Source organism: Pseudomonas baetica, assembly GCF_019733355.1.
Classification (GTDB): Bacteria; Pseudomonadota; Gammaproteobacteria; order Pseudomonadales; family Pseudomonadaceae; genus Aquipseudomonas; species Aquipseudomonas baetica_A.
This window is the reverse complement of the sequence record NZ_JAIHLQ010000025.1, coordinates 1-12,842: the sequence shown is the minus strand read 5'-3', so window position 1 is coordinate 12,842 and position 12,842 is coordinate 1. Positions and strand designations below refer to the sequence as shown.

Annotated in this window: 11 protein-coding genes; 5 read left to right on the top strand and 6 right to left on the bottom strand. The window is 57.8% G+C overall.

What is annotated here, in order from left to right; all coding sequences use genetic code 11:
- Nucleotides 1-99 precede the first annotated feature (99 nt).
- From K5E40_RS21720 to K5E40_RS21700, 5 genes are all read left to right on the top strand, one after another.
- A complete protein-coding gene (locus K5E40_RS21720; protein ID WP_221732531.1) occupies nucleotides 100-1,773 on the top strand; it encodes a nitrite/sulfite reductase in 1,674 nt (557 codons plus the stop codon).
- Nucleotides 1,770-2,249: a DUF934 domain-containing protein gene (locus K5E40_RS21715; RefSeq protein WP_221732530.1), complete on the top strand. Its 480-nt coding sequence runs from the start codon at nucleotides 1,770-1,772 to the stop codon at nucleotides 2,247-2,249. Before K5E40_RS21720 ends, K5E40_RS21715 begins: the two co-directional genes overlap by 4 nt.
- Before the next feature lie 141 nt (nucleotides 2,250-2,390).
- Nucleotides 2,391-3,365: a hypothetical protein gene (locus K5E40_RS21710; RefSeq protein ID WP_221732529.1), complete on the top strand. Its 975-nt coding sequence runs from the start codon at nucleotides 2,391-2,393 to the stop codon at nucleotides 3,363-3,365.
- A gap of 118 nt (nucleotides 3,366-3,483) precedes the next feature.
- A complete protein-coding gene (locus tag K5E40_RS21705; protein WP_221732528.1) occupies nucleotides 3,484-4,155 on the top strand; it encodes a DUF3313 domain-containing protein in 672 nt (223 codons plus the stop codon).
- A 419-nt stretch (nucleotides 4,156-4,574) separates the two neighbouring features.
- Nucleotides 4,575-4,778: a cold-shock protein gene (locus K5E40_RS21700; RefSeq protein WP_221732615.1), complete on the top strand. Its 204-nt coding sequence runs from the start codon at nucleotides 4,575-4,577 to the stop codon at nucleotides 4,776-4,778.
- A gap of 133 nt (nucleotides 4,779-4,911) precedes the next feature.
- Here K5E40_RS21700 and K5E40_RS21695 read toward each other — a convergent pair whose 3' ends face one another.
- From K5E40_RS21695 to K5E40_RS21670, 6 genes are all read right to left on the bottom strand, one after another.
- Nucleotides 4,912-5,337 (bottom strand): YciI family protein, encoded by a 426-nt coding sequence (locus K5E40_RS21695; RefSeq protein WP_221732527.1) that lies wholly within the window; start codon nucleotides 5,335-5,337, stop codon nucleotides 4,912-4,914.
- A gap of 186 nt (nucleotides 5,338-5,523) precedes the next feature.
- Entirely contained in the window at nucleotides 5,524-6,702 is a 1,179-nt protein-coding gene (locus tag K5E40_RS21690) for a DUF6708 domain-containing protein (protein WP_260455916.1), read from the bottom strand.
- Between the two features lie 48 nt (nucleotides 6,703-6,750).
- Complete coding sequence (locus tag K5E40_RS21685) at nucleotides 6,751-7,506, bottom strand: DUF6708 domain-containing protein (protein WP_260455915.1); 756 nt, start codon at nucleotides 7,504-7,506, stop codon at nucleotides 6,751-6,753.
- A 427-nt stretch (nucleotides 7,507-7,933) separates the two neighbouring features.
- The gene (locus K5E40_RS21680) at nucleotides 7,934-11,332 is read right to left on the bottom strand and encodes a toxin VasX (protein WP_221732526.1); all 3,399 of its coding nucleotides are present in this window, start codon (nucleotides 11,330-11,332) and stop codon (nucleotides 7,934-7,936) included.
- A complete protein-coding gene (locus K5E40_RS21675) occupies nucleotides 11,329-12,204 on the bottom strand; it encodes a DUF4123 domain-containing protein (RefSeq protein WP_221732525.1) in 876 nt (291 codons plus the stop codon). Before K5E40_RS21675 ends, K5E40_RS21680 begins: the two co-directional genes overlap by 4 nt.
- On the bottom strand, nucleotides 12,197-12,842 hold a 646-nt coding region (locus K5E40_RS21670), incomplete at its 5' end, for a bacteriophage T4 gp5 trimerisation domain-containing protein (RefSeq protein WP_409339142.1). The genes K5E40_RS21675 and K5E40_RS21670, both read right to left, overlap by 8 nt.

The window sequence follows — 12,842 nt, the reverse complement described above, 5'->3', positions numbered from 1 at the left end:
GCTGTAACGGCATAGTGCCTATCTCTGGCAGATCTGCTGTGGGAGCGTGCCCGCTCCCACAGTTCTGATATTCGTTCAACCTGATGAGGTAGCCGCTGCATGTATCAATACGACGATTACGACCGCGCACTGGTGTTCGAGCGCGTTGCGCAATTTCGCGATCAGGTCGAACGGTTCATGGCGGGAGAATTGAGTGAAGAGGAGTTCCTGCCGCTGCGTCTGCAAAACGGCCTGTACATGCAAAAACACGCGTACATGCTGCGCGTGGCGATTCCTTACGGGACGCTGAGCGCGGAGCAGATGCGCACGTTGGCGAGCATTGCCAGTGATTACGACCGAGGTTACGGCCACTTCACCACGCGGCAGAACATGCAGTTCAACTGGATCGAACTGGCCCAGGTGCCGGACATCCTTGAACGTTTGGCGCAAGTGAACATGCATGCGATCCAGACCTCCGGCAACTGCGTGCGCAACATCACCACCGAAGCGTTCGCCGGGGTCGCAGCGGACGAGATGATCGACCCGCGACCCTTAGCGGAGATCCTGCGCCAATGGTCGACGATCAACCCGGAATTCCTGTTCTTGCCGCGCAAATTCAAGATCGCCATCTGCTCGGCGAAGCAAGATCGCGCGGCGATCATGATGCACGACATCGGTCTGTATCTTTATCCCGGCCGCGACGGGCAAATGCTGTTGCGAGTGATCGTCGGCGGCGGGTTAGGGCGCACGCCGATCCTTGGTTTGCAGATCCGCGAAGGTTTGCCGTGGCAGCATTTGTTGTCCTACGTCGAGGCGGTGCTGCGCGTCTACAACCGCCACGGGCGGCGCGACAACAAGTACAAGGCGCGGATCAAGATTCTGGTCAAGGCGCTGGGCATCGAGGCGTTCGCCAAAGAAGTCGAAGAGGAATGGCAGCACCTCAAGGACGGCCCGGCGCAGTTGACCGACGCCGAGTATCAACGGGTCGCCAGCGCTTTTGTACCACCGACCTATCGCACGCTGGCCGACACCGATCTGGACTTCGGCACGCGACTGGCCGAAAGCCCGGCGTTCGCCCGCTGGGTCGCGCGTAACGTGAAGCCGCACAAAGTGGCGGGTTACACCAGCGTCGTGCTGTCGACCAAACCGGGCCTGGCGGCGCCGCCGGGAGACGTGACCGGATTGCAGATGCTCGCGGTGGCCGATTGGTCGCAACGCTTCGGTTTTGGCGAGATTCGCATCGCCCATGAGCAGAACATCGTCCTGCCGGATGTGCCGAAAGCGGATTTGTACGCCCTGTGGCAACTGGCGTGTGAGCAACGTCTAGGCAGTGCCAACGTGGGCCTGCTGACCGACATCATCGCCTGCCCGGGCGGTGATTTCTGCGCGCTGGCCAACGCCAAGTCGATCCCGATTGCCCAGGCGATTCAGTCGCGTTTCGATAACCTCGATTACCTGCACGACCTGGGCGATATCAGCCTGAACATCTCCGGCTGCATCAACGCTTGCGGCCATCACCACATCGGCAATATCGGCATCCTCGGCGTCGATAAGAACGGCAGCGAGTGGTACCAGATCACCCTCGGTGGCGCCCAGGGCAAGAACAGCGCGTTGGGCAAAGTCATCGGCCCGTCGTTCAGCGCCGCCGAGGTGCCGCAAGTGATCGAACGGATTATCGGCACGTTTGTGCGCTATCGCGAAAGCGAGGAGTTGTTCGTCGATACGTTGGCGCGTATCGGGCTGGAGCCATTCAAGGAGCGTGTGTATCCGAAGGCGCTGGAAGTGTCGGCATGAACAATCTGTTGCGACTTGAGCAGGGAGTGGCGCGGATTGAGCTGAATGATCCGTGGAGGCTGGTGCGCGAGCCTTCGACACCAAGGCCCGCAGGGTTGTTGATTCTGCCGCTGGCCCATTGGCTGGAGTCACCGTCCACCCACGCGGTGTGGCTGGGGCCGGACGATGACGTCGAAAGCCTGGTCCCGTGGCTGGCGTCGCTGCCGCTAATCGCGTTGGACTTCCCAAGCTTTCGCGACGGCCGCGCCTACAGTCAGGCGTATCTGCTGCGCAGTCGTTTCGGCTGGGCAGGGGAGTTGCGCGCAATTGGCGATGTGCTGCGTGATCAACTCAGCCATATGCGCCAATGCGGGTTCGACAGTTTTGCCGTGCGCGAAGACAAATCGGCTGAAGATGCGCTCAAAGGGCTGGCGGGGATGAGCGTGTTGTATGGCCGTTCGGTGATTGAGCCGCGGCCGTTATTCCGCCGCCGCTAACCCTTTGCCGGTACAGGGGAAACCCTTAGAGCGCTGACGTTTCGGGCTTTTTTTCTTGGGTCGATGGTGGCCTTTTGGTAGAGTTGCCGTCGCCAGCGGGTTTTCGGCTGGCCGATGGGACCGAAGAAGGGAGTCTGTTCAGTGAGTCCGGGCAAGAAAATCCTGAGCCTCACCGCGTCGCTTTTGATGCTGACGCTGTGGGCCAGTTACTTTTATGTATTCAAGGAAAACCGCGACGGCCAACTCGGCGGTGCCGGTGAAAGTACCGCGTGGTGCGGCACACCGCCGACCAACGAGGCGGCGTTGCTGGGCAAGGACCAACTGACCTTGCGCGTCACCAACAACCTGCGCGGCGAATTCATGCTCAGCGGTTCTGTGGTGGTGTCCGAACGCACGTTCAACCGTTACGACCTGGGCCGCAACGAACTGCGCCTGCGTCTGGAACCTTTGCAGTGGTCCTACGGCGTCACGCCGATCTTCCTGGAGCAGGTCAAGGTTCAGCCACTGAGCCGCAATCTCTCGTCCTCCAACAAAAGTGCCTACGCTGAACTTGAGCCTCGCCCGATCGGCGTTCAGGGTCAGGTCACCGAGTTCCCGTTCGATACCTACCGTTACGGCTATAAACCGGTGCTCTATTACCTCAAGGGGAGCGAACGCATTGACTTGCGTTTCAAGAACATCACCACGCTGATGGCGATGTCCAACACCTTCACACCGATCCAGAAGTACAACCGCGTCGATTACATCAACGAGAAAAACTCGATGATCCGCGACGAAGACTACAAGGCCTACGGCCCGCATGAATGCGCGTTCAGCGTCGAACGCAAAGGCTCGTTCAAGGTCGTGGTGCTGTTGATGCTGCTGGTGCTGTGCCTGCCGTTGATGCTGGTGTTCTATCGCGATGAGCCGGGGATCGACTTCCTTGCCACGCTAGCAGGCATTGCGGTGGTGCGGGTGCTGCTGATCGGACCGGTGCAAGACTTCCAGCTGTACAACATCGACTTCCTGTTTGGCGCCGCGATTTTGTTGGTAGGTACGGTGTCGCTGATCAAGGCGATGCGCGCCAACAGTCGGCGTGAGATGGCGTTGAGAAGTGGCGAGACGTCGTCCTGGTGAATAGTCGCAGGGGGCAAAAGCCCCCTCATTCGGCGGCAGTGCAATTTTCCGGACTTTAGCTATACCTGTAATTCCCCCTGACGCAATACATTCAGGCCTTGTTGAAAGGAGTTACAGCATGAAGCCAGCCGTAATGATGGGCACCTTGTGCATTGCCACCCTCACAGTGCTCGGGTGCTCCAGCAAAACCGTTGCTCCCGATGAATACTCCGGGTTTCTCAAGGACTACAGCCTGCTCAAAGAGGCCAAGTCACCGTCCGGTGCCGAAGTGATGCGTTGGATCGACCCCAAAGCCGACATCAACAAGTTCACCAGCGTTTACATCGAACCAACCCAGCTCTATCCCCAACCCCAGCCAACCGCCAAGATCCCGCAACAGACGCTCAACGGTATCACCCGCTATTACGATCAGGCACTCAAACGCGAAATCGGCAAGTCCTTGCCATTGGCCACCGGTCCAGGCCCGGGCGTGATGGTGGTGCGAGCGGCGATCACCGCCGTCAGCAGCAAGACCGAAGGTCTCAAACCTTATGAAGTGATCCCAATTGCGCTGGTAGCCGCGGCTGTCAGCACGGCGAGCGGTATCCGTGATCAGGAAACCACCCTGGCCACCGAAGCGGTGTTCCTGGATGGCGCTAACAACAAAGTGGTTGCTCAGGTGGTACGCAAGGGCACCGGCAAGCCGCTGGCAAACGAATCGCAGGTCATGAAGGCTGATGACGTGAAAAGCGTAATCGATGGCTGGGCGTCGGATCTTAACCAGTCTTATCTCAAGCTCAAATCCAAATAAGCCGACGCTTTCAGGCATTGCCTCAGGCGTGATCTGAGGCAATGCCTAAGGGCTTGGGGGCCGAGTTCTCAAGTACCGACGCCACAGCTGACAAACGCAATCGCCGGCAAAAGAGCCGCCGCCAATAGCCATGCATGCCTTCTCATTTTCTTCGCCATGAATTCCGACTCTCTGATGAACACTGTCGATGCAGGCACGCCTGTGCCGCTAATTTAGTAATCCTGCTTTACCAAGCGTTCAGGACACCTGCGATTGAAGCTAGCAGGTAATCGCGGCTAGGCCAGCGGCGGGCGGGTGAGACTGTGGATATTTACACCCTGTCAGGTTTGACAGTTGTCGGAATGGAGATATGGGTTTTTGATGGTTGGGTGCCGCGCAAAATTATCGGCTTGCGCGTAAATGAAAGAAGGAAGGCAAATATGGCTACGGGAACGGTGAAGTTTTTTAACGAGGCGAAGGGTTTTGGCTATATCACGTCGGATGAGGACGGGAATGATCTTTTTGTGCATTTCTCTGAGGTTCAAAGTGCGGGTTTAAAATCGCTTCAAGAGGGTCAAAGAGTTTCGTTTGATGTAAAGGTAGACAAAAAAGGCAAACAAGCTTCAAACATACAGCCCATCTGAACAGCAACGATCTTGATATCTGCCGAAGACTGCGATTTTTTGATCTTGGTCTTTAGAAGCAAGATCAAAAGATCGCAGCCTCGTTTGACTCGACAGCTCCTAAAGTTAATCGAGCGCGAGGTGGCAGGGGCGGTCAGGGCTTCTTCGCCTGTTCGCGAATGCGCAATTCCTGCTCGCGCAGTTGCGGGGTGAATTCGGCGCCGAAATCCTCGGCGGAGAATATCTGGCGAATCTCGATATCTGAGTCGGTGCCCGGCATCGGGTTGGGGCAACGCTTGACCCATTCGATGGCTTCTGCTTTCGACTTCACGTCCCAGATCCAGTAGCCGGCTACCAGCTCTTTGGTTTCGTTGAAGGGGCCGTCAATGACCGTGCGTTTATCTCCCGAGAATTGCACCCGAATACCTTTGCTGCTCGGGTGCAGGCCATCGGCCGCTACCAGGATGCCGGCCTTGGCCAGTGCTTCGTTGAAATTGCCCATGGCGCTAAGCAGTTCTTCGCTGGGCATGATGCCGGCCTCGGAATCGGCGCTGGCTTTTACGAGGATCATGAATCGCATAGTGGTGACTCCGTGGAGTGTGGGGGATTCACGGCTTAGTCGAATGGGAACGCCGCGAATCGACACGCGGGATAAATAACGATGCAGCAACCGCCAGTGTAGGAGTTGCCGAGTTACTGGTTCTGGATATCTAACAACCAGTCCGGCGTCCCGCTCAATCCGCTGGGCAGGGTTTCAAAGGCGCGCTCAATGTAACCCTGCCGCTTTGCAGGCATCGACGAAGTTGACGCCTTTTTTATCCATCGCAGTTTTGACCTGTGCATTGGCCTTTTGCAGGGCTGGGCTGGGTTTGGCCCATTGTTCCGGGGGCAGGGGTTGCGACCAGGCTTGCACGTTTTCCGGCAGGGTCGGGCGGCCTTTGCGGTGGGCCCATTCGGCGATCAGGTAGGGCATTTTCCAGAAGGTCAGGATGCGGCGCACGTACCACCAGCGCAGGGGCCATCTCGTGGGTTGGGGATATCCATAGCGCTTGCGATAGTCATCATCCATGCCGTCATCGAGATCGCCCATAAATCGGGCGTCGAGCCGTTCGATTTCGAAGGTATGCAGCCCTTCATACGGTTTAAGTTCATCTTCGCTCAACGTGATGCTTAACGCGGCGAGCATGGGGCTTGGCGTATCCACCAATTCCCCTTCTTCCATGTAATTGCGAATCGACGTCCACATGCCCAGTGCATGCACATCGCTGGGTTGGGCCGACAGGATAAATTGCACGGTGTCGTGCTCTTCGTCCTCCAGCCCCATGCCGAAAGTGTAATCGCGCATGGCGCCGTAACTGGTGACGCCCTGACTGCGGGCGACCCAGGCCACCACGCTTTCCCACGGCACGATGAGTACGCGATGGGTGGTGTCGTCGATGTAGCAGACTTCGCGGCGTTGGCGGTTGAAGCGCACGGGGTAACTTTTGGAGAGGGTGCGGACGTTGGAGAGCATGCCGTAGATGAAGGCGCCAAGGGGGATCATGGATACAAGGCAAACCACGACGCCAACTTGAAAAAAAGTCAGTATTTCATGCAAAGGGTTCCTGAAGTTTTCTGGATAAAAGAGCACCCCATAGATGATGAGCAGGCTCGGTGCAATAAAGGCGATAAACAATACGAGCCAGATTTGAATCGCCAATCTCTTCCCTAGCTCAACCATCCCGAAGTTGCTACCGCCCAACTCAAGATAGGTTTCGTTCATTGCTGAAAAATTACGCCGAGATACTTGTGCCTGTCCGGTGTAAACCGGCAACGGCGCCAGAAATAAGGTCTCATTCAAACCCTTCACCCGTCGCTCCCCGGCACTTGGCCGTTGGCTGCGAATGTCCGGTGCCGAGTCTTTGGCTTCAGGCTTTTTTTTGCGCTTGAACAGTTTGCTAAACATCGACAGTCGCCATTTCGTCGCGGGTGAACAACCAGTACGGGGCCTTGCTCAATGCAACCCTGCCGCTTTACAGGCATCGACGAAGTTCGCGCCTTTTTTATCCATCGCAGTTTTGACCAGTGCGTTGGCTTTTTGCAGCGCAGGGCTGGGTTTGGCCCATTGCTCGGGGGGCAGGGGTTGCGACCAGGCTTGCACGTTTTCCGGCAGGGTCGGGCGGCCCTTGCGGTGCGCCCATTCGGCGATCAGGTAGGGCATTTTCCAGAACGTGAGTACACGGCGCACGTACCACCAGCGCAGGGGCCATGGCGAACGTTTGGAGTAACCCCAACGCTTTCGTTCTTCGGCAGTGAGGTGACCGCCACCATCGTCCAATCGACCCAGTGCTCTGGCGTCAAGGCGTTCGACTTCAAACGTGTGCAGCCCTTCATAGGGTTTGAGTTCGTCCTCACTCAAGGTGATACCCAATGCGGCGAGCATGGGGCTTGGCGTATCCACCAATTCCCCTTCTTCCATGTAATTGCGAATCGACGTCCACATACCCAGTGCATGCACATCGCTGGGTTGGGCCGACAGGATGAATTGCACGGTGTCGTGTTCTTCGTCCTCCAGCCCCATGCCGAAGGTGTAATCGCGCATGGCGCCGTAACTGGTCACGCCCTGACTGCCGGCGACCCAGGCCACCACGCTTTCCCACGGCACGATGAGTACGCGATGGGTGGTGTCGTCGATGTAGCAGACTTCGCGGCGTTGGCGGTTGAAGCGCACGGGGTAACTTTTGGAGAGGGTGCGGACGTTGGAGAGCATGCCGTAGACGTAGCCGCCAATTGGAATAATGGATAGAAGCGATCCCGTGGCGAATACGTACAATCCATCCCAAATAAGCTCTAAGAATTTCCGATTGAATTCTGACGGGCTAAAAAATACCAACCAGACTGAGATCAGCACTGGCATTAAAAAGGCGAGGAATAAAACCATCCATATTCCAGCAGCCAATATTTTCGCTTGCTCAACTGTGCCCCGGTTATTCCCCCCCAACTCTAGGTAGATCTCGTTCATCTCCGAAAAGTTACGCCGAGACACTTGTGCCTGCCCGGTGTAAACCGGTAATGGCGCCAGAAACAGCGTTTCGTTCAAGCCCCTGACCCGCAGTTCACCGGCACTAGGCCGCTGGCTTCGAATGTCCGGTGCCGAGTCTTTGGCTTCAGGCTTTTTTTTGCGCTTGAACAGTTTGCTAAACATCGACAGTCGCCATTTCATCGCGGGTGAATAACCAGTACGGGGCCTTGCTCAATCCAGTGGGCAAGGTTTCCACAGGGTCGAGTGTAAATCGGCCTTGGGCCGGCAACCGTACACCACGTTCACTTGCAATGCGCAGATCGCGCAGGACAAAACAGGTGCGATGGATCAAATCGCGTTCGGCTTCCAATTGGTAGCCAATGTTCAGGGCCAGGGCGAAATCGGATGTTTGCAGGACATCGGGGATCGGCAGGTCCAAGGTCAGTGCCTCGTCTTCCTGGCTGACGACTACGGCCACCGCGGCCCACGCGGCGCTGCATTCCTGCCAGCGCCGGGGCGGCAACTGGCTGTTGTAGGGGCCGGGGATCGGTACCGCGCGGGTTTGCTGATAGGCCAGCAGTTGCAGCCGGCGGCTGTCCATTTCCCGTGTGCGGACGCCGGGCAGTCTGAGCAGCAAATAGGTTCGTTTGCCCTCGCGGATCAGCTCGCAGGTCGGTTGTTGCACCACCGTTGCCAATGCGCTCCAGTCCTCTGGCAGGCTGCGTTGCAGGTTGGCGGTACCCCATGCGCTGGCCTGCAACCACTTTTGTAAGGCATCCAGATTGAAATAGTTGTGGAGGCCTTCGCCCAGCAGTTGCAGGGCTGTGCCGATCAGACCTACGAGGTTGGCTTGCGCAGCGATGCCCAGCAGCCGGGGACTGGCTTCGGCCCAGGCAATAGCTCGGAGTTCGGCGGGTTTTCTCAGAACCTGACTGATGATCGACGTCGTGTGTTTGGCGCCCCAAGTGTTGGTGCCTACGAGGGTAGCGTCGCCGGCGATTTGTATAGTCGTGGCGGCCAAGGCTTGGTGGTTGCCTTCGGTCATTGCTTTAGTCCACTGGACGGAGTGCTTGCCTGAGTCGGTTATCGCAGCCACGCCACCGAATATGAATGCTCCGAATCCTGATCCAGCCATCCAGCGTCCCAAACGGCTCATGGTATTGAGTTTTCCGGCGGCGCTGTCCATTTGCTCGATATGCGCTTGAAGGATCGTCACCGACAGACCTTGTACCGCTGCAAAACCCGCAGCCAACATTCCAATCGATGATTCAAAGAGTGTCCCCCAGTCAGATAAAGACGACTTTTCCTTTGAATCAAACGCACTCAACGCTTCCAAAAACTTCTGCCCCTGATAAACAAACAGCAACAACGCAATCCCGTCACCCTTGGATTTCAGCGCACTGACAATAGGTTTGCCAAACGTCCCCGTCGCGCGGAAATCACGTACGGTTCTATGCATCTCCTCTCGCAACGCCGGGGCCATGCCATCGATCACCGTGCCGATTTGCCCCGGCCCGCTTGAGCCGACGGTCAGGGCGCGGCTGAGATTATCCTCCAGCGGTAGCAACGCAGCCCTGAGCTGATTGATGCGCTGGTTATGCACCTGCTCGCTACCGGATGGGGCCAGGCCGTGGATCTGCCGCGACAACTCGCGGTGGCGCAATTTGTAGCTGTCCTTGAGTTGGCGGCGCAGGTCGAGCGCGGTATCGCGGGTCTTGTTGAAGGCCTGGAATTCGGACGCTGACGCGGCCCGCAGGGTCAGTCCACTTCGGGAAAACTCGCGCAGCAGTTGCAGGCAAGTTGAGATGCCGAGGCCACGGATGAAGCTATTTGGATCGACGGTTTGCCGTTGTTTGAATGCTTTATAAGCAGTGTCTAGCTCGTCCGAAATACTGAGTTGCCGCGCCGGGTTATACGCCCCATCCAACAAACTCTGCAGCCCACTAAACCGCGTATTCAAATCCGCAAAGTTCGGTAACCGCTCATTCATCAAACTTCTGAACTGATTGGTCAGCACGTCCACCGCATCAAGGCTTTCCTGCGCCGCCGCGACCTTGATCGAGAAGTTGCTCAGGTCCATGAGCTTTTTACTCACCTCCATCTGATCGGCCAAGGTCAACGTGTCCAGCCCCGGCACCACGGTCAGCAGGTTGCTGTCGAGGAAGGTCGCCAGTTTTTCGGTGGCTTCGCGGTTCCAGCACAGGGCGGCCACGCAAAGGAATTCGGTTTCCAGCCGATGGCGGATCTGCTCGTCGTTGCGCAAGTCGTAGTACCAAGCCGCCCGGTGAAAATGACCATCAACGATCATGTTCAAGCGATCTTCACGAATGGCCTGCAAGCGCTTGTGCCAATGGCTCAGCAGCGTCTGCTGCCGGCTGACGAACGCTTGCATGTCGCTACGGTTGATCAGGTGATCGATGCCGCGTTGGCCGATCTCTTTTCCGTGCAGCGCCTCCCAGGTTTGCAAGTGAAGTGCCGTGATCGTGCCTTGGTGTTTTTGCCAAAGCACTTCACCCAATGCGTCCTGCAAATTGACGGCGGCGCGTGCGTAAGGATTGCTCAGCGCCGCTTTTCGCCAATGAGCCTCGTCGCCAAAGATTGACGGTCCGGCGTTGTCACGTTTCGCCCGCAAGTAGTCGTCAACGGCCGCTTGTTGCTCGGCGTTGGTGTCGTCCTTCAGGGCTTTGACGGCGGGGTCGGTGCTGGCCAGTGCATCAAGGCGTGCCGGGGTCACTTCGTACAACGACTGAATGTAGGCGCCGGTCAGGTACTGGCGCTGGGCGGCATCATCGCGGCTCCATTGATCGAGCCAGTGCGCGACATTCAGTTGGGCGCTGGCCAGATCGCGCATCACGCCGAAGTCGTCGCGCAAGACCAGAAACAGGTAATCGTTCTGATAGGCCCCCAGCACTTGGCTGGTGAGGGTTTCAATCGACGTGTTCTTGAACAGTGACGTGTCTTCCCAGGCGTAAGACTGGCGCTCTTGCGGGTTGGCGCCCTCGGGCAGATCGATTGGCGCGGATTTTTCGGCGACCTCGGCCAGCCAGGTATTCGCCTGCCGTTGGCTCAACAAGTGCGCACCGCCCTTGTCCGGACAAGCACTCGCCGGTTCGATGCGTTGCATCAGACGTTCACGCTCTGTGGCGTCCTTGAGCACTTGCGAACATTTGTAGGCCGTCCACTGGATTTCCGAATAGCCAGCGAACAGCGTGTGCTGCCGGGTGAAGATCAGTTGCGGCTCACCGACCGATGCTGTGCGCGTGTCGCTGGCCACTTCCTGGCCTTTCCAGACCAGTTTGCTGATCTGGCCTTGCTCAATGCGGTATTCGTGCAAGTAACCGGTGCCGTTATCGATGATGTACAGGTAGCCGTCACGCAACAGCCGAATGCCCAGCGGTTGGCTGCTCAGGCTCAGCGGCATGCTCAATTCAGAAGAAGGATCAAGCTGTTCGACCAGGCCATAGCGCAGCGGTAACAGCTGCACTTTTTCGCTCATCAAGTGACACATTTCCAGAGGGGAACGGGTGTCCTGGGCGCTCTTGGCCATGGCGGCAATATTGGCGTCGGCTGTCATGGCAAGTCGCTCGGTGAATGGGTGGTGCGCTCATGCGCCAATTGGGCGGCGCGTCGCACGCGGCTCAAGGGAGATTGTTGGGAGGGCACTGTCAGCAGTTGTGCAATGTCCGGGTGGGCGCTCAGTGGTTGTTCGCCCAGATAGCCGAAAACGTTGGCGTAGAGGGTGATTTCCTGTTCCGAGGTAAAGCCTTGTTGATAGGCCTGCTGTGCTGTTTTCTCGGCAAATCGAAGTCGTTCCCAGGCTGAACAGGCCGCCATGAATCCGGGGAAATATCGCTGCAAGTGATTGTTGAGGCTGAGCACCGACTGATGAAACTGCGCTTCTCCCAGAGCGGTGAGTTCCTGTTCGGTCAACTGATAGATATCGGTGGTGTCGGGCGCAGCAGCGTCCGCACGTTGATGTTGTTGCCAGACGGCGTGTAGCCCATCGGGCAGGCACAGGTGCTGAACCGGGCCAAACCAGCGCGCGCTATTGGCTTGCTGTGCAAGGTTCAGCAATGGATGCATGACGGCTGGATCGGCGATGCGCAGCATGACCTCAATCGAACTCGGGTGCTTGACGGTGAGCAGGCGACGCCAGTGTTTGCAGAGCGTTGGCGCATCGGCCTTGCTGAACAGCAAGAAGCCCCATTCCTGCGTGGCGTTTTCCTGAAAGTACGTGAGCAGCGGATCGTCTGCGCCTTTGAGAGTGATCAGGTACGGCGAAATATCCGCCAGCTCCTGCCAGCGTGTGCCTTGGTAGAGGCAGTAAGCCAGATTGTCCCAGCGGCGCAGGCATTGCGGCAGGTTGGGGACACTTACACCATCCATCAGCAAATAGGCCTGCACGGACCATGGCAAGTCATCGGGTAAGGACGGTAATTCAAGCATCGGCTTCTCCACGCTGCTGTTTGGCGGCTTCGCAAACAGCGCAGATCGGCCTCTTGGCCATCAGGGTCAGACGCTGCGTTTGAATTAATACGGGGGCTTGAAGGGCGATCTCGGCTGATGGGATAGCAGATAACGCCGCCACTCCAACCACTGGCGCGCCGCCCTCGACGATGGCCACGCTGCTGAAGATCCCACCCGAATTGATCACGATGTGATGGCCGCCCGCCGTCAGCGTCAGGCTTGTCCCGGCATCAATCACCACTTGGCTCGCGGTAACCCGCGCATGCGGCCCGGCCTGAATCACCAGCGTTCCATCAGCCATGGTGCTGCTGTTGCCGCTGATGCTGAGCAGGTCGTCGCTGCCGATGACGGTGTTGCGCGTACCGTCGGTGGTGTGGCGTTCGTCAGCCTTGATCAGGCTGGTGCTGTGGTTGTCGACCTGTTCGAAACGGTCGCGGCGGGTCAGGCTATGGCTGTCGTTGAGGATCAGTTGTTCAAAGTCACGCTCGGCGCGCAGGTAGATTTTTTCCTGGCCGGCGCGGTCTTCGATCATCAGTTCGTTGTAGCCGCCGGTGTGCGGTGAACTGTGGCTGCGCAGCACGGTGCGGGTCTTGTGCTCGGGCAAGGCGTAGGGCGGG